The 26,139-nt window shown below is 36.6% G+C and carries 20 protein-coding genes and 4 tRNA genes; 5 read left to right on the top strand and 19 right to left on the bottom strand.

Translation table 11 applies throughout. The annotated features are described in order from the left end of the window. Positions 1-20: 20 nt before the first annotated feature. The 13 genes from Q0X59_RS01770 to Q0X59_RS01710 form a co-directional block, all read right to left on the bottom strand. Positions 21-323: an ACT domain-containing protein gene (locus Q0X59_RS01770; RefSeq protein WP_075523502.1), complete on the bottom strand. Its 303-nt coding sequence runs from the start codon at positions 321-323 to the stop codon at positions 21-23. Positions 324-528: 205 nt separating this feature from the next. Next, positions 529-699 carry a 50S ribosomal protein L33 gene (rpmG, locus tag Q0X59_RS01765; RefSeq protein WP_004114322.1) on the bottom strand — a complete coding sequence of 57 codons (171 nt, stop codon included), beginning with the start codon at positions 697-699 and terminating at the stop codon, positions 529-531. A 50-nt stretch (positions 700-749) separates the two neighbouring features. After that, positions 750-823 (bottom strand) — tRNA-Met (locus tag Q0X59_RS01760). 4 nt (positions 824-827) lie between these two features. Next, positions 828-899 (bottom strand) — tRNA-Thr (locus Q0X59_RS01755). A gap of 1 nt (position 900) precedes the next feature. Further along, positions 901-982: transfer RNA gene (locus Q0X59_RS01750), tRNA-Tyr, on the bottom strand. Between the two features lie 172 nt (positions 983-1,154). Further along, positions 1,155-1,919 carry a ribonuclease III gene (gene rnc, locus Q0X59_RS01745; protein WP_233186084.1) on the bottom strand — a complete coding sequence of 255 codons (765 nt, stop codon included), beginning with the start codon at positions 1,917-1,919 and terminating at the stop codon, positions 1,155-1,157. A 175-nt stretch (positions 1,920-2,094) separates the two neighbouring features. Beyond that, on the bottom strand, positions 2,095-2,289 hold the full coding sequence (rpmF, locus tag Q0X59_RS01740) for a 50S ribosomal protein L32 (protein ID WP_075523500.1): 195 nt from the start codon (positions 2,287-2,289) through the stop codon (positions 2,095-2,097). A gap of 271 nt (positions 2,290-2,560) precedes the next feature. Beyond that, a complete protein-coding gene (locus Q0X59_RS01735; RefSeq protein WP_297642756.1) occupies positions 2,561-3,220 on the bottom strand; it encodes a DUF177 domain-containing protein in 660 nt (219 codons plus the stop codon). After that, positions 3,220-4,221: a hypothetical protein gene (locus tag Q0X59_RS01730; protein ID WP_075523498.1), complete on the bottom strand. Its 1,002-nt coding sequence runs from the start codon at positions 4,219-4,221 to the stop codon at positions 3,220-3,222. Before Q0X59_RS01730 ends, Q0X59_RS01735 begins: the two co-directional genes overlap by 1 nt. 25 nt (positions 4,222-4,246) lie before the next feature. Further along, positions 4,247-4,831, bottom strand: coding sequence for a pantetheine-phosphate adenylyltransferase (locus Q0X59_RS01725; protein ID WP_297642754.1), 585 nt, complete (start codon positions 4,829-4,831; stop codon positions 4,247-4,249). A 27-nt stretch (positions 4,832-4,858) separates the two neighbouring features. Further along, a complete protein-coding gene (locus Q0X59_RS01720; protein WP_233186111.1) occupies positions 4,859-6,310 on the bottom strand; it encodes an MFS transporter in 1,452 nt (483 codons plus the stop codon). Positions 6,311-6,458: 148 nt separating this feature from the next. Next, positions 6,459-7,604, bottom strand: coding sequence for a PfkB family carbohydrate kinase (locus Q0X59_RS01715; protein WP_075523496.1), 1,146 nt, complete (start codon positions 7,602-7,604; stop codon positions 6,459-6,461). 97 nt (positions 7,605-7,701) lie between these two features. Beyond that, on the bottom strand, positions 7,702-10,074 hold the full coding sequence (locus tag Q0X59_RS01710) for an ATP-dependent DNA helicase RecG (protein WP_297642752.1): 2,373 nt from the start codon (positions 10,072-10,074) through the stop codon (positions 7,702-7,704). A gap of 253 nt (positions 10,075-10,327) precedes the next feature. On the opposite strand from Q0X59_RS01710, the gene Q0X59_RS01705 reads away from it, so the two are divergent. Continuing rightward, positions 10,328-10,412: transfer RNA gene (locus tag Q0X59_RS01705), tRNA-Ser, on the top strand. Positions 10,413-10,492: 80 nt separating this feature from the next. On the opposite strand, the gene rfbB is transcribed toward Q0X59_RS01705, so the two are convergent. Together rfbB and glf are read right to left on the bottom strand one after the other, a co-directional pair. Beyond that, entirely contained in the window at positions 10,493-11,572 is a 1,080-nt protein-coding gene (gene rfbB / locus Q0X59_RS01700; RefSeq protein WP_366517012.1) for a dTDP-glucose 4,6-dehydratase, read from the bottom strand. A 21-nt stretch (positions 11,573-11,593) separates the two neighbouring features. After that, a complete protein-coding gene (gene glf, locus Q0X59_RS01695; RefSeq protein WP_297642749.1) occupies positions 11,594-12,805 on the bottom strand; it encodes a UDP-galactopyranose mutase in 1,212 nt (403 codons plus the stop codon). 116 nt (positions 12,806-12,921) lie between these two features. Between glf and Q0X59_RS01690 the strand changes: the two genes are divergently transcribed. After that, positions 12,922-15,066 carry a glycosyltransferase gene (locus Q0X59_RS01690; protein WP_297642747.1) on the top strand — a complete coding sequence of 715 codons (2,145 nt, stop codon included), beginning with the start codon at positions 12,922-12,924 and terminating at the stop codon, positions 15,064-15,066. Positions 15,067-15,216: 150 nt separating this feature from the next. Here the strand turns inward: Q0X59_RS01690 and Q0X59_RS01685 are convergent, their stop codons facing one another. Together Q0X59_RS01685 and Q0X59_RS01680 are read right to left on the bottom strand one after the other, a co-directional pair. Then, positions 15,217-16,491, bottom strand: a complete 1,275-nt coding sequence (locus tag Q0X59_RS01685; RefSeq protein WP_297642818.1) for an ABC transporter ATP-binding protein — start codon at positions 16,489-16,491, stop codon at positions 15,217-15,219. A gap of 71 nt (positions 16,492-16,562) precedes the next feature. Further along, positions 16,563-17,399 (bottom strand): ABC transporter permease, encoded by an 837-nt coding sequence (locus Q0X59_RS01680; RefSeq protein ID WP_075523492.1) that lies wholly within the window; start codon positions 17,397-17,399, stop codon positions 16,563-16,565. A gap of 183 nt (positions 17,400-17,582) precedes the next feature. Here Q0X59_RS01680 and Q0X59_RS01675 point away from each other — a divergent pair, with 183 nt between their 5' ends. After that, positions 17,583-19,892 carry a glycosyltransferase family 2 protein gene (locus tag Q0X59_RS01675; protein WP_297642745.1) on the top strand — a complete coding sequence of 770 codons (2,310 nt, stop codon included), beginning with the start codon at positions 17,583-17,585 and terminating at the stop codon, positions 19,890-19,892. Between the two features lie 137 nt (positions 19,893-20,029). Here Q0X59_RS01675 and Q0X59_RS01670 read toward each other — a convergent pair whose 3' ends face one another. After that, positions 20,030-21,169 (bottom strand): LicD family protein, encoded by a 1,140-nt coding sequence (locus Q0X59_RS01670; protein ID WP_297642743.1) that lies wholly within the window; start codon positions 21,167-21,169, stop codon positions 20,030-20,032. 276 nt (positions 21,170-21,445) lie between these two features. On the opposite strand from Q0X59_RS01670, the gene Q0X59_RS01665 reads away from it, so the two are divergent. Both Q0X59_RS01665 and Q0X59_RS01660 read left to right on the top strand, forming a co-directional pair. Beyond that, complete coding sequence (locus Q0X59_RS01665; protein WP_297642740.1) at positions 21,446-23,317, top strand: phosphotransferase; 1,872 nt, start codon at positions 21,446-21,448, stop codon at positions 23,315-23,317. 205 nt (positions 23,318-23,522) lie between these two features. Further along, a complete protein-coding gene (locus tag Q0X59_RS01660) occupies positions 23,523-24,482 on the top strand; it encodes a DMT family transporter (protein WP_296156791.1) in 960 nt (319 codons plus the stop codon). Here Q0X59_RS01660 and Q0X59_RS01655 read toward each other — a convergent pair. Continuing rightward, positions 24,417-26,126, bottom strand: a complete 1,710-nt coding sequence (locus Q0X59_RS01655; protein WP_103042818.1) for a glycosyltransferase family 39 protein — start codon at positions 26,124-26,126, stop codon at positions 24,417-24,419. The two genes, Q0X59_RS01660 and Q0X59_RS01655, sit on opposite strands and share 66 nt — an antisense overlap. Positions 26,127-26,139 lie beyond the last annotated feature (13 nt).

Genomic DNA, 26,139 nt, shown 5'->3' with positions numbered 1-26,139 from the left:
CTTTAATAAAGATGTTCCTATCACACGCGATGCATGCTTGTAAAGATTTCTGTGCGCTGGCAGCGTATACGCACTCCAAGATTTTCACCAAGAGAAGCCAAACTAGAAACAAGATCACCAAATTCAACGCTCATATTCGAAATATCAACAATCATCATCATATTGAAAAAGCCGTCTACTATTGTTTGAGATATTGTTAAAACATTCACTTTACGGTCAGCTAAATGAGTTGTAACCCCTGCAATAATGCCAACTGCGTCTTTGCCAACAACAGTTATAACAGCTTTGTTTTCACTAATAGGGGTATCTAATTGGGTATTCACGGGCGATTCCTCTCTTTTAAGGTTGCATAGCAGGTCCGTCAATGATTCTATACAATAATATGCACGAATGTGTAATACTCACGTAAAAATAGATAATTACAAACTAAACTTCAGATTTTAGATAAAAGAAAACCCCGCAAAAAGCGAGGTAAAATCTTTCAAAGCTAGACACGCTTAAAACGCGATCAACTAAAAACTTAAAAGCTTAGCGAGTTTCGCGATGAAGTGTGTGCTTACCACAACGTGGGCAGAACTTGCTCAACTCAAGACGATCAGGCGTATTACGACGATTCTTCGTCGTGATGTAATTACGCTCCTTGCACTCCGTGCATGCAAGCGTAATGCCTGGACGGATGTCTGCGCTCTTACTTGCCATTTCGTTCACCTCTAGAATATTGTATGTTGACCAACTCCTGCTGGCCATTGTAGCGAGGAAGAGACTCGAACTCTTGACCTTACGATTATGAGTCGTACGCTCTAGCCAGCTGAGCTACCCCGCCAGAGAGCCTCGAGTGAGAATCGGACTCACGACCTCTTCCTTACCAAGGAAGTGCTCTACCACTGAGCTATCGAGGCGTGGCGGGTAGTGGATTTGAACCACTGAAGCACGAAGCAACTGATTTACAGTCAGTCCCATTTGGCCGCTCTGGTAACCCGCCAACGTTATCGTAAGGAATAACTCCAAACGGCAACTTTGTTATTGTGCCACGAGAGCGAGACTAATGCAAGTTAAGACACGCCGATAACACTCAAAAACGTTCTATAAGATACGCCAAATTTTGCCAAAATAGACCAAAACACAGAATAAAAAACGCATTACTTTGTTTAAAATTATTTAGTTTTACGCTCATCAAGTGCATGCCACGCTTTTTCAGCTGCAGCCAATTGCGCTTTACGTTTACTTGATCCAGTGCCCTCTGAAAGCAATTCATCTCCATCAGAATAAGGCAATACAGCGCGAGCTTCGAAAACTGGAGCAAAATCCGGACCAGAAACAGCCATACGATACTCAGGATCCGGCAATCCCATATCGTGAGCCTTAACAGTAAGCGATGTTTTCCAATCTAAAGCAGGTCCTTCAGTAAGAACTTCAGCTAAAGTGTCGTCAATTAAACGATGTACAACTACTCTAGCTTCATCAATACCGTGTTCAACGAAAGTAGCGCCAATCAAAGCCTCAACAATATCGCATAAAATCGAGTCTTTATTACTACCACCCTGCTCCATCTCACCGCGACCAAGCAAAATATAAGGACCAACATGCAATTTTTCACGAGCAACAGCAGAAAGAGCCCACTCAGAAACAGCTTTAGCACGTAACTTTGCTAATTGCCCTTCGCTCATATCTGGGTGCTTAGAAAAAAGCGTTTCAGTAGAAACTAATTCCAAAACTGCATCGCCTAAAAATTCCAAACGCTCATAATTTCTCGTTCCAGGATGCTCATGAGAAAACGAACGATGAGTTAAAGCTTCTACTAACAGATCTGGAGAAATACTAGTCCCTAAAGCATCTAAAAGAGCCTTAGATGGATCGCCATCATGAGGTTCACCGTCATAATGCATTACACCGCTATTTTTTTTATTTTTATGGCTCATAATACTTTCACTATCCCGCTTATGGAAAATACCAACTAAAACACTAGTAAAACACTAACTAAAAAAAAACTAACTAAAACACTAAAAAATAATCACTCGCTCAAGCACTCACTCAAGCACTCACAATAAAGAAAAACCCTACCACCCGTCGATGGCAGGGTTTCATAAATACAACCTACTTGGTATGTGCCGAGCGGATAGCTTCGCGATACACGCGACCACGGAAGTTACCGCAATTCGGGCAAGCCATGTGAGACAATGCCTGCGAACCGCAATTCGAGCAAGTTACAGTCTGCACGGCAGACGCTTTCCAATTAGCGCGACGCGAATGCGTGTTAGCGCGCGAGGTCTTGTATTTTGGCAGTGCCATAATTTTTCCTCTATTTCGTTCAACCGATTGAGCTTAAGCGTTCTGTATATTACAGCATGCGCCATACATTTAATTAAAATACAGCTTTAAAACAATACTTTTACACATATCTTACTGGATTTTAATCTTAAGATTACTTAGAAAACAGCACAGATTGCAGAACAGAAAGTCACTTAGAGAATTGCCTAGAAAATCACTTAAGCTATTCCCACACTTAAGACATTCCCTTACTTAAGCTATTCTCATTTTCTCGCTTTCGCGTGCTTTCTGCTTACTTATCCTTATTTTCTAATTGCTCTTTCAATCCTTCTAAAGCAGCAAAACGAATATCACTAACATCATGATGATGCTCTGGATGTTCATTCAAATTTTCACCACATTGAGAACATAATCCTAAGCAATCAGGCTCACACAAAGGTTGCAAAGGCAATTCGCTTACCATAGTATCTCGAATCAATGCCTCAATATCTGCAAAATCTCCGCCAGCAACCAATGGATACGAGCATCCAGAATCATCGTTATCTTCCCATATTTGTGAATCATCTTCAATGCTATTCTTATTGGAACTCTTAGAATCCTTAACACCATTTTTTCTCGTAGAATTTAGCTTAGAAGATTGAACTTCTGTAATATCTTTATATGGAAAGAACACGCAAACATCAACTTTCCAATCGCGCTTTAAAAGCATTAAGCAACGCGTACATTCTGCATGAACAGTCGCAGTAATACTACCCTGAAACATAAGCCCATCTACAACAGAATCAAAATCTCCTGTAACTTGAACATCACTTCCAGGCTTTACACCAATAACACAATCGCCTATACCCTCTGGAGCAGGAAATGCGCGATCAATATGCATACTATGACCAGCACGAGCACCCATTTGTGCAACAGGTATAGCCCACAAGGATTGAGAGGGATGCGATGTCATTAGTTATTCCTTTCATCATAATCATCGCCAGAATCATCAAGACGAGCTTGAGCGCTAATTTCATCTTGAAGATGAGCAGCACCACGACAGCGCTCCTCTAAAACTCGCTGTCCTGCTTGAACATCTTGCTCAAGCTTATCTAATTGTTGTTTCAAGCCTTCCATAACAGTTGCACAATATTGATCTGCTCCATGAGTAAGCTTATCTGACTTAGCTTGAGCAACTTCCAAAATATTAGCAGCTTTACGGCGAGCTATAGCAGTCACATTTTCTTGACCAGCTAGGTATTGAGCACGTTCTTCAGCATCTGAAATAAGCTGTGCAGACTGAGATTGTGCAGTTGCAACAATCGAATTAGCTTGAGCCTGAGCAGTGCGCAAACGGCGTTCTGCTTCACGCATTAGCGCAGAAGCACGCTCTAACTGTACAGGTAACATATCTTTCAAACGAGAAAGATGATCCTCAAAATCTTCACGACTAATCTTCACCATTCCAGGAGAGAATAGAACACCTTTTGATTCAGAAAGAGTATCTTCCATCACATCTATAATGTCGTAAACAGTAGTAAATTCAGCACGACTTTTTGAACGAGCTTCATCGCTTATTTTTACATCAATATGATCTGAATTCCCATCTTCTTCACTGTCAAAATCTGCAGCACTATAATCATCACGCTCACGCAAATCAGGCATAGGGAATAAAGGCTTTACAGATGATTTTTCATAAGAATCCTCAGCAGATGAAGAGGCTTCAGAATCCTCACTAGATTCAGTATTATTTGCATCCTTAGCGGAATCAGAATTATCTTTAGAAACAGCTGAAATAGAATCTGTCAAAGAATCATCTGGGTTTATTGCAGGATTCAAAGGAAGATTTTGCTCAAGATTAGGAAGATTTTGCTCAAGATTACCAGAAACCTTGCGCTCCATAGTATCGTCCTGAATTTCGCTATTTTCACCAGTTACAACTGTTTGCGCTTCAGTATTATCATCTTCACTCATAATTTCAAACTCCTGTCTGTTCTTCTCAAATTTTCTCTGCAAACAACTTCTGTAATAAAGGTATTACGTTATCTGGAACCATGCCTGTAACATCGCCTCCATGACGCGCAACATCTTTAACAACAGAACTAGAAACATGCTCTAAAACCGGATCCGCAGGAAGAAACATAGTTTCTATGCCAGCAAGTTTTCGATTAACAAGCGCCATTCCAAGCTCTGCCTCATAATCGCCATTCTGACGCAAACCTTTAACAATTACTGTAGCACCAACTTTCTTACAATAATCCGTAACAAGACCGTCAGTTGATGCAACAACTAAATTCCCAACACTACTTTTACGATTCTGAATATTATCCCTACAACACTCGCGATTCTGGCAATCATCACGATTCTGAATATTATCCTCACAATCCTCATTATTCTTAGTAATATTCTTTACAGCATCGCAAATAATCTGAACTCGTTCACTCTCCGTAAACATAGGAGTTTTTGCCGAATTAACAGCAACAAGCACATGAACTTCATCAAAAAGCTTGGTACAACGTTGTATCACATCTAAATGTCCAGCTGTAACTGGGTCATAAGAACCGGGGCACACTGCTATAGTCATATGTTTAGATTATCACCGACCATGTCACTAATCTTCAGATTTTGGAATCCACAACGAACACAATATTGCTCCAACAAGTAATACAGCGCCAACAATCATAGAAGACACATAACTTGAACATGACGGAACTGATTTTACAACAGTTATTACATTTTGCACTGCATTTGAAGCAGCATTAGATGACGCACTTGCAGAAATAGAAGATGAAGATTGAATAGACAATTGCGTTATATTAACGTTAAACATTCCCATAATCGCGTAAATAATTGCGAAACTTAAACCTGCTCCAAGATTAAAAGCTCCAGCATTCATACCAGGCAAATACCCAGGATTATCCTTAGGAGATAACACAATTCCCAACCCATTAAGCATAATATTGGCTACTCCTGCATAACTTATTCCAAGTAACACAGACAAAGCCACCAACCCTGGAATACTAGGATTTTTCATAACAAATATTCCACATAATAATCCTATTATGCTTACTAAAATACCAGAGCGCAAAACACGTCTATAACCATATTTAGATGCCAAAAAACCAGAAATAGGACCGCATAAAAATCCAACAATCGCATACGGAGTAAGAGTCACAAATGGAACTAAAGCTTCTGAAAGTCCTATTCCAGATATTTTATCTTGAGCAAACTTAAGAACAACGCCATTCATAATTGCAAAAACACCAGTCATCGTCAATAACGTAGTGCTTAACAATCCCCAAGTACGCCTATGTTTCATATAATTCGTTGAAACCATAGGATTACTAATATGTTTTTCGATTTGCCAAAAAATTATGAAAAATACTATTGAAACACATACAAGCAAAGATATAATCCAAAAGCGCGCATTTAGAAGTTTTTGTGATTCGTCAATCGCAATATACATTGATAAAAATGCAATTGATAATGTAATAACGCCAAACCAATCCATTTTCGCATTATTGACAGCCTTAGATTCTTCTGTTGTACATATAACTAAAAACACAGCGAAAACTGCAATAAGCGCCATAATCCAAAAAATCGATCTAAATCCACACGCGCTTGACATCCACCCACCAACTAAAGCATCTATTCCAGCAATACCACCATTTACGGAAGTGAGAATAGCCATCAAACGCGCATAACGCTTACCATCTTTAACACGCTCTCGAAGCATAATCAAACATAATGGCATCATAGGTCCAGAAGAACCTTGCATAATGCGTCCAATAGAAAGAATCACAATATTCGAAGTAATAGCAGATATAAAACTTCCTATAACTGTTGCTGTAAGAATACCAAGCAATACTTTTTTACGACCAATATGATCTGCAAGTCGCGGCAAAAATAACGAAAATAATGCAGCTGACGTGAAAAATACAGTTTGTATCAATCCAACTTGCACTTGTGAAATATGTAATTCGTATTCCATAGAAGCAAGAGCTGGAGAAAGCATAGAAATATTAAGCTGAAAAGAAAAGATTGACACAAATAATGCAATCATTAAAGCAATAATAGAATAATTCTTACTTTCTTTTACAGGATGTTCTGAATTACTTTCTTTTACAGCTCTCGCAAAATTATGGTTTACGCCATTTTCTACATCACGCTTAACATCACGCTTAAAATCACGCTTTACGCCATTTTCTACATCACGCGCGCTCATGAATCTTTTCCATATAAGACAACACTAAATCAGCATCTAAGGATTCGTGAACAGCTTCCATAGATTCAGTATTCAGCACAGCAGCAGCAACAGCAAATCTACTAGCTTTCTTATCGTCAAAACCAGCATAACGTGCGTAAATTAAAGCAGCAGTAGCAGTATCGCTAGATCCGTTATCGTTTCCAACTGCTTTTACTCCACCACGTCCACCATCATGCGTAAGCATCATTCGCTGAACGCGCTTAACTGAAACAGGATAGAAAACAACATCTTCGCAATTACCGTAAGCAACACCTTCGCGCCCAACATTAACGAACACATGCTTGACTCCTCGCTTTAACAACACTGTTGCACAGCGCACAGCAGAACGCTCATCAATTGCACTAATTCCTGTAAGAGCCTGAGATTCAGCTGTATCAAGCACTAAGGTATCTATACGATTAAGTCTAGAAAGCACACGCGGAGCTTTTGCATCTGTTATAGCTCTAACAATAATAGGGCGATTATAATGATCACATACCCATTCCAAAGATTTTTGCGGAATATTCGTATCCATAATAACCATATCTGCATTCTCAATAATCGAGAATCTTTCGCGCAAAAAGTCCGGAGTCATGTGATTATAAATACTCATATCGTCAAGAGCAAGCAAACGTTGACCAGAAGCATCTCCCACATACATATAAGATGCTGTCATTAAATCAGACAATTGCTTTGAATATCCAATATCTAAACCGTTAGCAGAAGCATCTATCTTAAAAAGCTCACCATTATGATCTCCACCATAAACAGAAACCATGCTAGTTCGCACATTCAATCTTTCAAGCGCAACTGCTATATTTCTTCCGACTCCGCCCAACATATAACGCACACGAGCTTCGTTAGAAGTGTAATCCATTAAATCTCCGCGAGCAACACCCAAAACATCCATGCTAATTCCGCCAATTACTGTCACGTAACTAGGAGGAGTAACAATGTATCCTTTACCACGAAGATAACCTTTACGTATTAAATTAGAAATATGCGCTGCAACACCGGAGCGCGTAATTCCTGCAAGATTAGCAAGTTCTTGCTGACTAATCATTGGATTTTGTTGAATCCAAGCCAATATTTGTTGTTCTCTCTCAGTCATCATTGCCTCGTCTCTATACGACTACAACTAGAACTAATAACCACTACTTTCTAGGATATTCACAATAGTCAAATCACACAATAATTAAATCTAAAAATCAATTACTAATAATCGATCCAATTCGAGTAAAGTCCAATACAGCACCACGCAAATATTGCATTTCATTAAGCTCAGACTCATTTGCAATCAACTCACTAGCGTCTTTTCTAGCGGATGCAATAATCGATGCGTCTTGTATAACACGCAATAATTTAAGACTAGATTTTCCTCCAGATTGCCTATCTCCCAGCACATCGCCAACATTTCGCAATCGCAAATCTTCTTGCGCTATAACTGCTCCATCGCACGAATTTTCAACTACCTGCAAACGCTTACTAGCTAAACTACCATCTTCAGCGCAAGATACAAGAAAAGCCCATGATTGCAAATTACTACGTCCAATTCTTCCACGCAATTGATGAAGCTGAGCTAGACCAAAACGATCCGCGTCAAAAATCACCATGCAAGTGGCATTCTTCACATCAACACCAACTTCAATTACAGTAGTAGAAACCAATATTGGAGCAACACCTGAAATAAATTTACGCATTATTTCTTGCTTTTCTTCATCGCTATTTCTACCAGTAAGCGCAATCAAACGAATGTTATTAAATTGCTCAATAGACGATAATCTTTTAAGAATATTTGTAACAGTATGCAGCTTTCTTACTTGTTTAGACTCAATATTCTCGTCCTCTTCTATAAAAGACTCATTATCAAAAGCTTTGTTATCGTCAGCAAGATTACTTATAGATTTAGATTTAGAATCAATCTCAGAGCCAATCTCCAAGCTAAACTTAGAGCCAATCTTAGAATCAATCTCAGAATCAATCTCAGAATCTTCAATATGAGGACATACTATATACGCTCGCTCACCACAATCAATCCTAGATCGAATGTGCTTGAACATAGCAGCCATAGTATGAGAATCGCTTTCTTTCACGATAATAGTTCGAATAGGTTTGCGCTCTGCAGGCAATTGCGTAAGATACGATGCATCTAAATCTCCAAACCATGTCATAGCAGCAGATCTAGGAATAGGAGTAGCAGTCATAACTAACAGATGAGGAACAGTAGGAGGAACAGTAGATTCACTACCAAAAGACCGCATAAGCGAATTACGTTGTTCAACTCCAAATCTATGTTGCTCATCAATAACAACCAAAGCTAAATTAGTTGGATTAAAACTAGAAGAAAAAGCAGCGTGAGTTGCAACTATAATTGCCGGCTCACCACTAGCAACACTTGCCAAAGCTTTACGACGCTCACTAAGTTTCATGCCTCCTGTAACAACAATTAACTTAACAGGAAGCCCAGCTTTATGAATCATATTCCGCAAATTATCAGCATGTTGTAAAGCTAAAACATGAGTAGGAGCAACTAAAACAGCTTGTTTACAAGAGCCAATCGCTTGTAGCATAGCACTCATAGCAACTACTGTTTTGCCACTTCCAACTTCTCCTTGCAAAAGCCTTCTCATAGGCTTATTGCTACACATATCTTTAAGTATTTCACCAATAACTTCATTCTGACCTTTTGTAAGTTCAAAAGGAAGAGAATTTATAAAAGAATTGCGCATATCATTACAAGCACATTTTTGAGCCACAGCAGAATAAGAGCTATTTCTTGAAGATAATATTGCAATTTGAGATACAAGCGCTTCCTCATATCTTAAAGTTTCTAAAGCTTTCTTAAAATCATCAATAGATTGTGGATTGTGAATTTGAAAAAAAGCATCTTTTCTATGCAATAAATTATGTGCTTTTCGCATAGATTCTGGAATTATATCTGGAATATTTTCTTCAATAGAATCCATAGCTAACAAAATAACATCGTGAATATGCTCACTAGATATTCGAGAATTAGCGTGATACATAGGCATAGGAGAACTTAGCTTTTTAAGACAATATTCCACGCTATTAGAATTATTCAAATCATTATTATCATTATTATTGCAATTTTTTTCATCACAAACGTTCATGATATTTGGATGAGTGAATTGCAATCTACTGTTAAATTCACTTGCAACTCCGCAAACAACGATTTTCTCACCTTTGTGGAATTTAGAAAGCATCCAATCAATATAAGGTTTCTTTTGCGAAAAATAGATAAGAGAAGCACAGGATACGCTTGAGGAATCTTGAAAATCATTCACAACATTTTGCAAAGGCTCACAAACATTAACTTCCAAACGAAATCCATGACGCGAGTTCATCGGCACAACGCAAACAGAATCAACAACACATACGAAAACAGACGAATCTCCAGAGCGTATGTCTTTAAGCTGCATAACTTTCATAGGTTTGCAAACGCGAAAAGGGTAATACGTAAGTGCATCTTTTATATTTAATACACCTAATGATTTCAAAGCTGAAATACGACGCTTATTGCTCATAATAGAAGCGAGCGAAGTTTCAAGCGTTATAGACATATGACTTACGCCTTCCGCAATTAACTAATTTAGTATTCTTATAACTAATTAGATTCTAGCTAAACAAACCAACCTAAAAACAAAAACTCGATAATCTTAATTCACTATTTCGCGACTATTTAGCTACTATTTAGCAACTTTTCACAACTATTTAAAACAAAAGTAAATGCGGCACACCGTATTTACTTTATCTTTGCTATGTGTTACTCTGTTTAAGTTGTTTGCCGAACGGACTTCGATTGGCATTCGACTTGGAGAATTCGCCTAGTGGTCTATGGCGCACGCTTGGAAAGCGTGTTGGTGTAACAGCCTCACGAGTTCGAATCTCGTATTCTCCGCGCTTAGGGTTTCTAGCCAATCGCTAGAAGCCCTTTTTTCATGCCCAAAACCCTTGGAATATCCCAGAATTCATCTAAAATCAGTGCCCAGATTTAGCATAATGATTTTCAACTATATTTTTATAGCTATTCCACATATCAAAATGTGAAGCATACCAGTTGATTGTATCTTGTATTCCAATGTTTATACTCGAATGCTTAGGCTCCCATTCAAGTTGACTGCGAATCTTACTAGAGTCAAGAGCATAACGTTTATCTTCACCTAACCGCGGATTCACGTACTCTATATTTGATTCTGGAACTCCCATAATACGTAAAATAATCTTAAGCATATCAATATTACTTAGCTCGCATTGAGTTCCAACAACATATGTTTCACCAATTGTTCCACGAGTCAGCACACGCCATATCGCATCGCAATGATCTTCAACATGTATCCACTCACGTACAGAATCACCTCTGCCATATAACTTAGCTGGAATTCCACTCATAATATTCGTAATCTGCCTAGGAATAAACTTCTCAATATGCTGACGAGGGCCATAATTATTACCGCAATTAGATATAGTTGCTCTAACTCCATAAGTCTTATACCAAGCGCGAACCAAATGATCGCTCGATGCTTTAGAAGCAGCATACGGACTAGACGGATTATATGGGCTTTCCTCATTAAAACGCATTTCACTACCTATTGGCAATCCACCATATACCTCATCAGTGCTTATGTGATGAAAACGAATGTTATATTTCCTAGCAGCATTAAGTAACACGTACGTACCATAAACATTCGTAGTAATAAACGGATCAGCACATTCGATTGCGTTATCGTTATGAGATTCAGAAGCGAAATGAACAATTGCATCAATTGCTGGCAAGGTTAAGCCAGCTGCAGTTTTATGTTGAGCAAAAGGATTTAGAATCGAATCAACTAAATCAGAATCACGCACATCACCTTTTATGAATGAATACTTATTATTAAAGAATTCAGTAGGCAATTCATACAAATTCGCAATATTACCTGCATAAGTTAGCGAATCTAAAACTGTAATAGCAACACTAGGGTGATGTTCAGCAACATAGTGTACAAAATTTGACCCTATAAAACCAGCACCGCCAGTAACAAGTAAATGTAATGGCATATCAACAGAATCATTTTGCATGAAACTTGCGCTCAAAACTAATCACTTCCCTAAAAGAGGTGAAACTTGAGATTCATACGCACGCAAAGCCATATCAATCACATTGTGCATATCGTAATAACTGTAAGTACCTAAACGTCCGCCAAAAACAGTTCTAGGCTCTTGAGCAGCAAGCTCAGCATAACGAGCATACAAAGCTTTATCTGCATCAGTATTCACAGGGTAATATGGCTCATCATCGCGAGTTGCAGAACGAGAATATTCTTGCCACACAACAGTTTCACAAGCCTTAACAGTTTTACCTGGCTCAAAACTTGCAGAATCATCAACTTCTTGACGCTCAGGATTAAAGTTCTTAAACTCAATCGCGCGAGTAAAAGGAACGTCAGAATCTGAATAATTCATAACAGGGCAACCAAAATGATCACTCTCACGATACCTAACTTCCTTAAAGTCAACAGTACGCCACTTCAACTCGCCAAGCTTGTAGTCAAAATAACGATCCACTGGACCTGTGTAAACAACAGAAATTCCAGCTTGAGCCAAAGAACGCTTATTGAACGGTTGAGATTCATCAAAGAAGTCAACTCCAAGAGAAACGTGAATAAGAGGATTGTCAATCATACGTTGCATCCAAGCAGTATAACCGTCCTTAGGCAAACCCTCCCAAGTATCCTTAAAATAACGATTATTATAATTAAAACGCACAGGCAAACGCTTAATAATTCCAGCAGGCAACTCAGAAGGATCAGTCTGCCATTGCTTTGCTGTGTAATTTTTAATAAACGCTTCATAAAGTGGACGGCCAATTAAGCTAATGCCTTTATCGTTTAAATTCTGAGGATCTTTTCCAGCAAGCTCTCCTGCTTGACTTTCAATCAAAGCTTTTGCTTCTTCAGGCGTGTAATGCGCATGGAAGAATTGATTGATTGTACCTAAGTTGATTGGCAATGGGTAAACTTCCCCATCGTGCGTTGCATACACGCGATGCACATAATTAGTAAAACTTGTGAAACGATTCACATAATCCCACACACGCTTATTACTTGTATGGAAAAGGTGCGCTCCATATTTATGAATTTCAATTCCTGTACTCTCATCAAAATAAGAGTAAGCGTTTCCGCCAATATGATTGCGCACGTCAATAATTTCAACGCGAGCGCCTGCTTTTTCCGCCGCCTGCTGAGCTACAGTTAAACCAAATAAACCTGCTCCAACAACAACTAAATCTGGGTAAGCTGCTGATTCCATCATAATATTACCTTTCATGCGTACAGTTCTTAGCGGCACTCAAAATCATGAATCCAACTCAATTCATTCAAGCACAATACACTTTAAGAATAGGCTTAAGCGTATATATAATAGTCACTATGACTAGTGCAGAACGTGCAGATATGAAAGATAATAAAAAAGAATACGAAAATAAAGAACAAAATGAGCAAGATGAGAATACTTTTTGGGAAGTAGTAAATCGAGTAGTTTATCCAATAAAAGACGCAGAAATCACGATGCCACTGTACGTAATACCTTGGCATCGTTCATATTTACAACGTAATGTGCTTGATCCAAGAATAAATTTGCAATCTTTAAATTTATCTAAATTAAATATATCTGAACTTAAAAAATTATTAGCAGATACAAGCAGTCATTTACCTAATGTTGAAACACACGATGTTTGTGACGTTATAGATCGCAAAACGCTCAGTGTTAAAGCTGGAAAACACGTATCTTTATGCACTTTCTTCAATGCTTTTCCTGCAAGTTATTGGCAACATTGGACAGATGTAAAAACAGTAAAATTTAATGCAAAAGTTAAAGGTCAAGGTTCACTTCTTTTAATTAAATCTACTGGCAGAGGTCTTACGTATCCTATAAAAGAATTTTCTTTGAAATCTAATAATGAAACCGAAATTAGTTATGAAATACCTATGCAAGGCGTTTCAGATGGAGGCTATTTTTGGTTTGAAGCTAAAGCAAACGACTCAACTTCTTTAAATATAAGCAATGCAACATGGAGCGTTCCTAAAGAAAACAAACAAAATAAAGGAAACAAAGGCAACAATGAAAGCAGCACAAACAAACAAGGCTGCGAAAACAGGCAAAACAGCACTTTCTCTATTGCTATAACAACTTTCAATCGACCTTCGTATTGCCATAATCAATTAAAAGCGATCGCATCAAATAAAGCGCTACGAGAACGTCTTGACACAATTTATTGCACAGATCAAGGCACTGATTTAGTTAAAAATCAACCTGATTTTGAAAAAACTCGCGAAGAACTAAAAGATCAACTCACATACATACAACAAGCTAATTTAGGAGGATCAGGCGGATTCTCTCGAGGAATGTTTGAAACACTTAAAGCTGGAAAAAGTAGCTACACAATGCTACTTGATGATGACGCGATTAGTGAAACTGAATGCATTCTTCGCGCGCTGCAATTTGCAGATTATACGCTAAAACCTGCAATTATTGGCGGAGGAATGCTTCATCTTGACAATCGAACTGTACTTTACACTCAAGGTGAACGTTTTACGCGAGATAATGTGTGGATGAAATCATCCCATAACTTAGATTACAATCATGATTTCGCTGCTATCACTTTGCAAGATTGCCCGGAGAGACATCAAAGAATTGACACTGATTACAACGGATGGTGGATGAGTCTTATTCCGACTGAAATTATGAAAGAAATCGGACTTTCACTTCCAGTTTTCATTAAGTTTGACGATACAGAATACTCGATTAGAGCACTTGAACACGGATACCATACGATTTGTTTGCCAGGAGTTGCCGTTTGGCATCAAGCTTGGCACGATAAAGATCCTTCGCGAACTTGGGAAGAATACTTCTTCCAACGCAATCGTTGGATTTGTGGACTTTTACATTGCACTCGCCCAAGCTTACGTTTTGCGATTGAAATGCTTAGAAGCGACTTAGCTTGCGGAATGAAACTCGTGTATTCAGCTATGCACTTGCATCACATGGGATTACAAGATATTCTCATGGGGCCACAATACATAATAGATTCAATGCCAACAAAGCTTAACGAAGTAAGAAAAGCAAGACAAAACTTTACAGACACTCAGCCAATAAGTGATGTAAATTTGAGAAATAATGTTTTAAGAGAGCACGTAACACCTTTCACTGCACATAATGCTAAAGCTTTACGAAAGCTACAAATTAAAGCAATAAGACAAGCATTATTCTCTAATGAAAAACGAAGTAAAGAAAAACAAAGTAAAGATTTTATTCCAGAAGTAGCAATTCCAGCTCAAGACGTTTCTTGGCCTTCATTCATAGGCATTAATAATGCGATTGTTACATCACCAGATGGAAATACAGTTAATCTTTTCCAAAGAGATAGCAAGCTATTTCGTAAAATGTTGCGTAAAGATGTATTTTTATCTCTAAAAATGATTAGACGATGGAAAAAACTATCTAAAGCGTACCGCTCTTATGATATGGCTAGCGTAAATACATGGGAGAAAATCTTTAGAAACACTAACAAGTGAAACTTTACTTTTTAAAAACTAGTAGCTTAATCGTATATTATTCTCGCATATTATGCGTTCATATTCGCGTATATTATGCGCGTATATTATGCACTGCAAAAGCAAAAGACCACGCGAGCGCAAATATATTAAAAACAAGCGATATTACACTCACGAAATTTGCTTAATCGTCATAGCTCGATCACTTAAAAGCGCATAATCACGATTACGACTATCTCGAATCACAAATGTGCAAGAGTTTGCGTCAACTGCAACAGCTAGTAAATCTGTGCTTGAATCATCAGTTTTACTTGGAGTTCTTAAAGATGTGAATAACGTAAATTCACCATTGTTAAACAAGTTTAAAGGCATCTCAAAATGCAAAATTTGATGCCCACGCTTTTCCATCTTCAAAACTTTCGAACCAGTATCATAAGTGATTCCACCTCTGCGAATATCGTGTAGAGCAATAGCCAAATAAAAATCTCCAGGCTCATCATATTGATATTCAACTGCAAAGCGGAAAACCTCATCGCTTCTATAAATCTTGTCTTCTAAAGCATACGTTCTTAATAATGGACACTTTTCATTCAAACCTTGCGGATACTGCCCATGAGCAGCTTTCTCATTATATTTTTCCTGCTTTTTTCTCTCAGCTTCAATATTTGCTAAAGTATATTTATCTGCTACGGTTTCAGTATTCCCAATTGCGCAAACTTCACCATCGCTAATCATCATCGCTCGAGTACAATATCTCTTAACAGCATTCATATCATGAGTAACTAAAATAACTGTTTTAGTAGGATCTTTGCGAATATCACTAAAGAACGCATCGCATTTACGCTGAAATGCTTCATCCCCTACTGCTAGAACTTCATCAAGCACAAGAATATCTCCTTGCGCTTTAATAGCAACAGAAAACGCTAAACGAACTTGCATGCCCGAAGAATAATTCTTTAGCTTTTGATCCATAAAATCTTCAAGCTCAGCAAATTCAACGATATCGTCATACATTTCATCGATTTGCGCGCGAGTAAAACCTAATAAAGCTCCATTAAGATACACGTTTTCGCGTCCAGTAAGCTCCGGATTAAAACCAACACCAAGCTCAATAAATGGCACAAGCTTACCTTTTACTTCAACACTTCCAGTATTTGGATAGTAAATTTGCGAAATAATTTTCAATAGCGTTGATTTTCCGCCACCATTTCTACCAACAATACCGAAAAACTCACCACGATGAACATCAAAAGATATATCTTTAAGCACGTGCTGCATCCTATATCCTTTAATGCCTTTAGTAAGATTTATAAAAGCTTGTTTTAATCCAGTCGCCTGCTCAGTTGGTAGCTTAAAATATTTACCCACATGATTAACTGATAAAACTATATCATCGTCAGAATTACCATTATTTTTACTCGTGATAACTTCATTATTTTCACTCATAACAACTTCATTATTTTCACTCAACTGACTCATAATATGCGTTTCTCCAAAACTTTCTAAAACTAAATAAATCACATAACTTCAACGAAAGCGCGACTATTTTTCTTAAATACATAAATACCAAGCCACAAAATAAGCACTGTTAGAACAATAGGAATCAAAGAAATCCAGGAGAAGCCAAATTCATTCCACACAGTAGGCTGCGTTTGCGGAGCAAGAAGATTATGCCTCATATCTTGAATACATTGCGCAATAGGATTTAGTAATTCAAGCTTTGCAAGAACAGCAAAAATACCGCCCTTGTTAATCACATAGCTTAACGGATAAATAATAGGCATACCATAAAACAGTAGCTGCTGTACAACTTCCCAAATATGCATAACATCACGGAAATACACATACATAGTAGACATTAAAAGAGCAATGCCAATAGCAATCATATAAAGCTGAACCAAACTAATTGGCAATAACACTACTCTCCATGTGAACTGAACACCGCCAAATATGGCAAAAATAAGTACGACTACTAAGTTAATTAAGAAACTTATTAAAGATCCAACAGTTGCAGAAACCACTACAATGTAGTTAGGAAAATGAATCTTACGAAGTAAATCACCACGATCAACTAAAGAACGCAATCCAATAGACGTAGATTCTTGAACAAATTGCCATGCGCTAATACCTAAAAGAAGCACAACCGGATAAGTAGGAGTGCCATCAGTCATACGCAAAAACTTGCCAAAAATAAGATACATTACACAAAACATCAATAACGGTTTCAAAGCAGACCAAGCTACACCTAAGAAAGATCCTTGATAGCGCAACTTAAAATCAGTTTTCACTAAACCGCGAAGAACAATGTTAGCGTAAGAGTATTTTTTACGACAATGATCTATTAGATTTTTCACGATACTCATATTATCAGCTAGATTGTAATTGAACGCTTGAAACTAGAATGTAAGTGAATACTCAATTGTAAATGAAGACTCGCAACTAGAATGTAAACGAATACTTGCGACTACATTGTAAGTGAATACTAAAATATAAATTTACAAATTTACACATAAAGCACATATGCTAACATCATGTGTATGCCAAAAGTATCAATTATTGTTCCTATATATAACGTTGAAGCATTTTTACAACAATGCTTAGAGTCTATTCAAAATCAAACTTTCACTGATTGGGAATGCCTTATGTTCTCTGATGGGAGCAAAGACGGATCTATAGATATAATGAAATCTTTTGCGCAAAAAGATAGCAGATTCGTAGTAATCGAAAAATCTAATGAAGGATACGGAGCTACTTGTAACAGAGGATTAGAAAAAGCTAAAGGCGAATGGATTAGCATTATTGAGCCTGATGATTTTATTGACCCACACATGTATGAAAGATTATTAAGCAACACTCAACTTTCACACGAAAAAATTGACGTTATTAAAGGCGGATATTGGCTTTTTTACGATGGAAAAGACGGATATAAAGACGCTGTAGAAACGCCTAATTTGTGCTATTTCATGCCTAAAAATAGAGTAATCTTCAATCTGAATGAATTTGCTGAACCTTTCTATCATCATCCTTCTATATGGTCAGCAATTTATAGAAAAGACTTTCTTAATGGAGATAATAAAGACAACAAAGTAATACGCTTTAAGCCAATTCCTGGAGCAGGTTGGACAGACAATCCTTTCTTTGCTCAAACTTTAGTTCTAGCAAATAAGATTTGTTGGAATCCTGGAAAGTACTACTACTACAGGCAAACTAATCCTAATGCTTCAAGCTTGTTAAAAGATTTCCATCTGCCATTCGACAGATTGCGGGACATGCGAGAATTCCTTAACACGCAAAAACTTTCACGAGGAGTTTTACAAGCATTCTATTCTAGAGAATTTGATTACGTAAACTCGCTTATTACAGAATTTGGCTTTGACGATAAAAATCCTGAAATTCGCAATCTAATCCATGAAGTTTTTAGCTCTATGGATTCAAAAGAAGTATTCCTTATGGCTTTCCGTTTACAGCCAAAATTCATGGATTATTACATGGATTTCTTAGGATCGTCATATGAAGTAAAGAAACAAAAAGCACAAGATAAACCTCAACTTTCTATAATAATATTTACGCATAACGCTCATTCTTGGATTGTTGACTCACTAAAAGCTTGCGAATCAATACAAGATATTCCTTGCGAATTTATTATTGTTGACAATAATTCAAACGACAGCACAATCGCTATTGCTAAAAAATTCACTGAAAACAATAAACGTTTCACTATTCAGCAACATGAAGATAATGAAAATATAAATGATATTCTTAAGCAAGCAATTGAACGCGCTAATGGAAAATATACGATTTGCATGCCATCGAGTTATATCATCAATGAAATCGTTCTAAATCAAGCTTTAGAGAATATTGAAAAGTACTCTAACAACAATAAGCCAATAGATTTAGCGTTCTTCAATAATACGAATTTACACACAGATTATTTGATTGATTGCGCTATTAAGCAAGATATTAAGAAAAACATTGAGCTTTCTAGAGAAAACTTCATTAAGCCAATCGACAATGAAAACACTGTAAAAGATACGTCTTATGGACCTTATAATCCTAAAGACATTGCAGATCTTGTTATAAATAGTTGTTACAGCTACGGTTGGCAGAAAATTTGGAGAACTGAATTTTTGAAGCATGCACACATAGAAGCTGGAATAAACGATGAACCTTCAACACTTATGACTTTCAGCTCTAGAGCAGCAATAGATGCACAAAATATTATGTATTGCGATTTAGCTAAAGCATATGAAAATGCATATGGAAGATTTAGCGTAGGAGCAGCAGAAGGTTTCGAGAATCTTCACAATAAACAAATTCCACGAAATTTCTGGCTTTCAATTGAAAAAAATATTTCTATAGATGAATTCCCTCTTGATGTTGATTCCGTTATTGAAACAGGTAAATGGCTAGAGAGTAAAGGTTTGCTCAAAACATACGAACAAGGCTATGCAAACGCTTTGATGACAAGTTTCATACGCGATTGTCATATGCGTCAAACGCCTGAATCTTTGGAAAAGTTCATTGAAGAAAAATTACAGGTTGTAGCAAATATTGTAAGCAATTGCGAAAAAGACAATTTACCTACATATTTCTACAATGAAGAAGCATATAACGAATTCCAGAAGATCAGATTGAATAAAGATTCTAGAATTTTATGGCTTAAAGAGCGCATGTTTGACTTTGAACGCGCAAGCGAAAATTATAAACATGAAATTTCCGATATACGCACTTCTGCACGTTACTTAGTCGGAGAAAAAATCGTAAAAACAGCAAAGAAGATAGCTTTCCCATCTCTTATTGCTAAATTACAGAAAAAAATGCGCCTTATGAAGCGAGATAACAAATAATAATTTTTAACATATAGATAGATGTAAATGTAAATGCAAATGCAAATATAGATGTAGCGTTTGGTGAAAATCAAGCGCTACATCTATATTCACGCACGCTTAAAACTAAGATTCCTACATGCTTAACTTAAAGATTTTTAAGCTACTTCACTTTTATAAGGATTTGCTGCAATATCTTTCTCGATCGCATCAACAATACACTTGTTTTCGAGTAGTTCTCTGCTAACGTGTTGCAAATGAGAAACCATATCTGATGGAAGTTGATAAATATCTCCATAATAACTAAACAGAATTTTTTCTGCTTTACACGGAATCGAAATACTAGATTTTTCAAATTCTGATTGCTTCAATGGGAATACATCGTCATATCGCGCAGTATATATTTTGTCAGCATCAACGTTATCTAATCCATATATAATGTTGCAATCTTCGTTAGGGCTTTCTCGCGAAATGATATTTTCACTTTTAGCTAAATTTTGATATTTAGTAAAAACGTCTTCTATTTGACTACTAAATTCGCAGCCATCTTCTAAATATCCATGTTCAAGCCATTTAGCGTAAAAAGTCTGTGAGCGCAAATCATCTTGTAAAGCTTTACGCATTTCAATGAATCTCTGTTTATTATGCTCGTCATATTTAGGCATGTAATCATAGAAGAAAATATCAATAAAACTTGGATTTTCAGGATTCGCATAACGCAATCGCAACTGTCTACATAGAACATAAGGATCGAAAACAAGAACAGCGCGATAACGTTTAGATAATTCCTTATCTGTTTTAAGCAATTCTATGAGCTTGTCAACATCACTTCTCATCATGCCTAAATCAGTATCGTCATCCCATGGAATAAATCCACGATGACGAATAGTTCCTAGTAAAGTACCGAAATCAGCCCAATACTTCAAATTATGTTCTTTAGAAAAATGCGCAAATTCACTAAGCAATGTAGCGCATCCGCGTTGTATAAGTCTAACTGAGCCTGTTGCTTGAGGAAGATTATAATAGAAGCGCTTATGCGCATCGAAATCATTTTCATTTTCACGGCGATAATTTGCCCAAGCAAGTAAAGATTCATGTTCTCGATTCGTGAGTGTATCAATACGCATATTGCGTTGATTTTCAAGAATGTTTTGCAACTTACCATCTAGCAAAGATTGCAAGTTTTCGACTCTCAAGTTTAAATCATTAACCTGCTGCCTCAAATCTCTTATTGAACGTTTAGAAGAAGGTAAATGGTCAATAATTTTACGCATCGCTTTGCGAAATATAGATACCATAAGTTCACACCCTTCACCTTATTCTCATTATTTGCAATAAGACATACATCAGCTAATTATAATACGTTTTCACATCTTAACACTTGCTTATTTATATTACGTAGCATTACGTAGAAGATCTAAGACTTTCGAATATGAAAATGCATGCGTTTGTAAATATTAAGAAACGAAAACAAATGCGAGCGCAAAAGCCTACTCGTTCAAATAAAAAATTTACTAGATAATTTTGAACAAATCATTGTATAATTATTTTATTGCTAGAAAGAGGAAGATATTATGCGAATTAAAGAAGAACAACCCAAACAAACTCAACAAACTCAACAAACCCGACAATTAAATCAAGAAAAACAACTTAATCATAATGAATTCAAATTGCTTACAGCACTTTTAAGCATAAAAAATACAACACAAAACAATGAAATTATAAGCCAAAGAAATCTTGCAGAACACACTGAATTATCTCTAGGAAGTATAAATAGCGCAATTAAAAGTGCAAAGAATAAGAATCTTATTGCACTAACAAACGGATTGCACATCACAAAACAAGGAATGCAATCACTTGAACCATATAAAGTACACAACGCGATTATTATGGCTGCAGGTTTTTCATCGAGATTCTCACCAATATCTTATGAAAAACCTAAAGGTCTTATTAAAGTACGCGGAGAAGTACTTATTGAAAGACAAATCAAACAACTACATGAAGCAGGAATCAACAATATAACAGTTGTAGTTGGATATAAACAAGAACAATTTTTCTACTTAGAAGATTCTTTTAACGTAAAAATTAAAACTAACAGCGAATATAGCACGCGTAACAACAACAGCTCTATAAAAGCTGTTTCAAATCAATTATCTAACACTTATATCTGTTCATCAGATAATTATTTTGACAAAAACCCATTTGAACAATACGTTTGGAAAGCTTATTATTCAGCTCAATATCACACAGGACACACTAAAGAATGGTGCATATCTTATGGAGCGCACAATCGCATTACGAAAGTTACTATTGGCGGTAGCGACTCTTGGTACATGATTGGTCATGTATATTTTGACAAAGAGTTTTCTAAGCGCTTCATGCAAATTCTTAATGAAGAATACGATTTAGCGCAAACAGCAGGAAAACTTTGGGAAGATATTTTTATTGAGCATATTGATGAATTAGACATGCAAATACGAAAATATGATCCTCCAATCATTCACGAATTTGATTCTATTGACGAATTAAGAGAATTCGATCCGCTTTTCTTAGAAAATATTGATAGTAAAATTTTTGATAATATTACTAAAACACTTAACTGCAAAAAGTCTGATATTCATAATGTTTATCCGCTTAAAAAAGGTCTTACTAATTTATCTTGCCATTTTTCAGTTGGGAATAATGAATACGTTTACAGGCATCCTGGAATAGGCACAGACATACTTATTAACAGAAAAGCAGAAACAGAAGCTTTGAAGAAAGCCCAAAAACTCGGCTTAGACGGTACGTTTATTGACGCAAACGCAAATGAAGGATGGAAAATTTCACGATTCTTACCAGATTGCAAAACAGCTGATATGCACGATTACAATCAACTACAAGAATGTTTAAAATTAGTACAAGCTTTACATAAAAGCGGAGAAATATTGAATCGTAAATTTGACTTTTACGAAGAATCTAAGCGTTACATGAAAGAACTTAAAGATAGAAACGCATCGATACCTCAAGAAATTATCGATTTAGAAACTATTGTAGAAAGTCTTCATAATTATCTAACAAATGAAGAAAATACGAATATTTGTATTTGTCACAACGACATACTAGGGGCAAATATTTTAATAGACAAGCAGAATCGCTATCATCTAATTGATTGGGAATATGCAGGAATGTCTGATTACGCTCAAGACTTTGCTACATTATGCGTATCTGAAGCATTTAATGAAAACGAGATCGAAAAAGCGATTCCACTATACTTATCACACACTGCAAGCATGGAAGAAAAACGTCACTTACTAGCTTATATAGGATTAGCAGGATGGTGTTGGCACTTGTGGTCGTTACTTAAAGAAGATGAAGGAGAAAATGTAGGAACTTGTATGTACACATACTACAAGTACGCAAAACAATATGTCACTAAAGCTTTGCAACTTTATACGAATAACTAAAAGGAATAAATAAAAGCATAAAATCGCAAGCTCCAACTAGCTCGTAAAGCCGTAAAACAGCTGAAACTATACAAAAACCAGACCAAAGACCAAAACTAATAAAACTAAACCGGCAGCAAAACCAGACCAAAGACAAGACCAAAACTAAAACCAGCAGAACAATTACCAGAACAATAAAACATTCAAATAGCACAAGTAGGTTTTTATGAAATATTCATTTCTCAGCGGACTTTTATGGGGCATTGACACTGTACTTTTGGCTGTTTTAACTACATTGTTCACGCTCGCAGGATCAAATGCACACGAAAATAGTATTTCACTTGTGATATTAACAGGAATTATTGGAGCATTACTTCACGATATTATATGCGCAATTTTCATGTGGATTTACATAAGCACACGAAAAAAATTGCATAAAACTTTTGAAATATTAAAAAATCCAAAGATTTTCATAATAATTATCGTAAGTTCTTTACTTGGCGGCCCTCTTGGAATGAGCGGATACGTTTTAGCAGCAAACACTATAGGCGCAGGATACGCTGCAGCAATATCAGCACTATATCCTGCTTTTGGAGCTGTTCTTTCAGCAGTCGTATTACGAGAACGATTAAGCGCAAAAAAATATATAGCTTTCTCCTTAGCTCTTATAGCAGTAGGAATACTTGGATACTACTCTTGTAACGATGCTCAAAACACTGTAAGTTCTACAATTCTCAACGTATTATTAGGCTTATCTGGAGCATTTTTAAGCGTAATAGGCTGGGGCAGCGAAGCTGTTGTATGCGCTTGGGCAACTAGAAAACAAAGCATAGACGATGAAACAATCTTGCACATTCGAGAAACAACATCAGCTATTTCATACACAATAATAGCGTCAATATTATGCTTTGCATCACACATTGAAATAAGTAAAATATTCGAATCATTGAACTTAACTACATTACCTATAATAATCGCAATAGGATTATTAGGAACAGGCTCATACTTAAGCTATTATCGCGGAATTGCACAAGTAGGAGCATCTCGTGCTATGGCAGCAAACGTCACATATGCAGTATGGGCAATGGTCGCAGCTTCGCTAATTTACCAAACAATGCCATCAATTATTGCTTGGATATGCTGCTTTACTATTATGTGCACTACGATTTTCGTAGCAAGACAATAACATGTCGAATCCACGAGCAGCATAAGGAATAATAAGCAAATAAGCAGGCAAAATATATTGCGCTTGAGCTTCCCACATAAGATACAAAACTAACATTCCGCATACAATAACGAATGAAGTTAAGTATTCACACGGAATATCACTAAGCTTTCCAAGAAGACCATTAGAAGAATCTTTTTCAAACTCAAGTCCACAAATATCTTTTTTAGAAAGCATCTTACGCTTACGCAACATAACACACAAAAATACAGCAACAAACGCTGCAAGCATAAATTGAAGAGCATCTAAGAAAGTAAATACAACAACACCTAACTTACCTTCATAAATAGAACGCAAATAACGATTCATCTTGCGACTCAATAAAGCTTGCCCACTTGTACCCCTCCACCTCCAGCTACTTGCAAGCAAAGATTCATAAGTAGGCTCTAACCACTCACTTGCGAGTTTTTTAGTAAAGAAACTCAAAGCATCAGAAGGATTATTTACAAAATGCTTAATATTATTAGCTAATCGCGTAGTAGAATCCTTCTTAATATTTTCCTTGTTATACGTTTTAACATCAAAACTAGCAGGATATCCACTATACCAACCAGGATTATTAGGGCCGATCTTTCTTACAGGATCCGTTCCCATTGCAATCCAAACAGTAGAAGGAAGACCATTTTTAGCGTTTTGATTGAAAGAGCCAGAAATAGCACTAACAGCAATATTATTGCTCATGAAACATGCAAGCGCGATCAGCACGCAAACAGCATGCTTAAATTTTTTAGATTTCAAAGCGGATATAATCCAAACAACTATCATTGCAAGAAGGCAATAAGCCATAGTTGACTTCAAAAGCATTGCAAAAAACATGCATAGCATAGATGCTATAGCTTGCCACCATAATCCAGTGCGAATATTCTTTGCATGTAATATAAGTGCTCCAAATACGAATGGCAAACAAAGAGTGTTACCATACGCAAATGTTGTATAAAAAATCATTGGCAAAAACAGCGCATACAACAATAAAGACAGTAAAGTTACAGACTTATTTTTAAACAATATATTTGCGTAATATGCAATAAGAACTCCTGTAACAGCAGAGCACACAATATTCAAAACTTCAAAAATAAAATATGCGTTAGAACCAAAAGCTGCAATAAGCAATTTAATAAGAAAAGCAAGAGGCATTTGGAACGGGAATCTAGTTAGATAACCCCCCGGGCAAATAATAAAAGCCAATTGAGAAGTATCAACAGCACAATTTACAGGTGTTTGATTAGGATCCAAATAATACTTTGCTGCAGTAAACAAAAAAGCAGAATCCCATTCAGGCCATACGTTAGTAATAAGAATCCAAACAAATCCAGAAATAATCATATACGCAAAAACTACTATTGCAACGATTCGAAGATTTATCTTTTCAACAATATTTTTGCGGCGAGCGTAATAAATTAAAGCAAATATTAAAACGCTTATAATTAACACAAATGGAGATTGAAACCACCAAAACTCCAACTCATACTGCCCTGGAATAAGATGAGCTGAAAGAATTAAGCTTGTAACAGCTAGAGCGCTGAAAAATATTGCAGAACACCACACAACAGCATTACTAAAAAAGCGTCCTAGCATAACGCTCATATGTTGCAAACGCTCAATCATAATTTTAAACCCC

Source organism: uncultured Gardnerella sp. (assembly GCF_947280595.1).
Classification (GTDB): domain Bacteria; phylum Actinomycetota; class Actinomycetes; order Actinomycetales; family Bifidobacteriaceae; genus Bifidobacterium; species Bifidobacterium vaginale_A.
This window is presented reverse-complemented; position numbering and strand designations above follow the sequence as displayed.

Bases quoted from the DNA above. Each gene is read 5' to 3' on its own strand.
- Q0X59_RS01690 (WP_297642747.1), top strand. From the start codon at position 12,922: ATGACTAGTGCAGAACGTGCAGATATGAAAGATAATAAAAAAGAATAC.
- rfbB (WP_366517012.1), bottom strand. From the start codon at position 11,572: ATGCAAAATGATTCTGTTGATATGCCATTACATTTACTTGTTACTGGC.
- Q0X59_RS01710 (WP_297642752.1), bottom strand. From the start codon at position 10,074: ATGTCTATAACGCTTGAAACTTCGCTCGCTTCTATTATGAGCAATAAG.
- Q0X59_RS01715 (WP_075523496.1), bottom strand. From the start codon at position 7,604: ATGACTGAGAGAGAACAACAAATATTGGCTTGGATTCAACAAAATCCA.
- Q0X59_RS01670 (WP_297642743.1), bottom strand. From the start codon at position 21,169: ATGGTATCTATATTTCGCAAAGCGATGCGTAAAATTATTGACCATTTA.
- Q0X59_RS01675 (WP_297642745.1), top strand. From the start codon at position 17,583: ATGCCAAAAGTATCAATTATTGTTCCTATATATAACGTTGAAGCATTT.
- Q0X59_RS01665 (WP_297642740.1), top strand. From the start codon at position 21,446: ATGCGAATTAAAGAAGAACAACCCAAACAAACTCAACAAACTCAACAA.
- rpmF (WP_075523500.1), bottom strand. From the start codon at position 2,289: ATGGCACTGCCAAAATACAAGACCTCGCGCGCTAACACGCATTCGCGT.
- Q0X59_RS01725 (WP_297642754.1), bottom strand. From the start codon at position 4,831: ATGACTATAGCAGTGTGCCCCGGTTCTTATGACCCAGTTACAGCTGGA.
- glf (WP_297642749.1), bottom strand. From the start codon at position 12,805: ATGATGGAATCAGCAGCTTACCCAGATTTAGTTGTTGTTGGAGCAGGT.
- rpmG (WP_004114322.1), bottom strand. From the start codon at position 699: ATGGCAAGTAAGAGCGCAGACATCCGTCCAGGCATTACGCTTGCATGC.
- rnc (WP_233186084.1), bottom strand. From the start codon at position 1,919: ATGAGCCATAAAAATAAAAAAAATAGCGGTGTAATGCATTATGACGGT.
- Q0X59_RS01655 (WP_103042818.1), bottom strand. From the start codon at position 26,126: ATGATTGAGCGTTTGCAACATATGAGCGTTATGCTAGGACGCTTTTTT.
- Q0X59_RS01720 (WP_233186111.1), bottom strand. From the start codon at position 6,310: ATGATTGCATTATTTGTGTCAATCTTTTCTTTTCAGCTTAATATTTCT.
- Q0X59_RS01685 (WP_297642818.1), bottom strand. From the start codon at position 16,491: ATGAGTGAAAATAATGAAGTTATCACGAGTAAAAATAATGGTAATTCT.
- Q0X59_RS01730 (WP_075523498.1), bottom strand. From the start codon at position 4,221: ATGAGTGAAGATGATAATACTGAAGCGCAAACAGTTGTAACTGGTGAA.
- Q0X59_RS01660 (WP_296156791.1), top strand. From the start codon at position 23,523: ATGAAATATTCATTTCTCAGCGGACTTTTATGGGGCATTGACACTGTA.
- Q0X59_RS01735 (WP_297642756.1), bottom strand. From the start codon at position 3,220: ATGACATCGCATCCCTCTCAATCCTTGTGGGCTATACCTGTTGCACAA.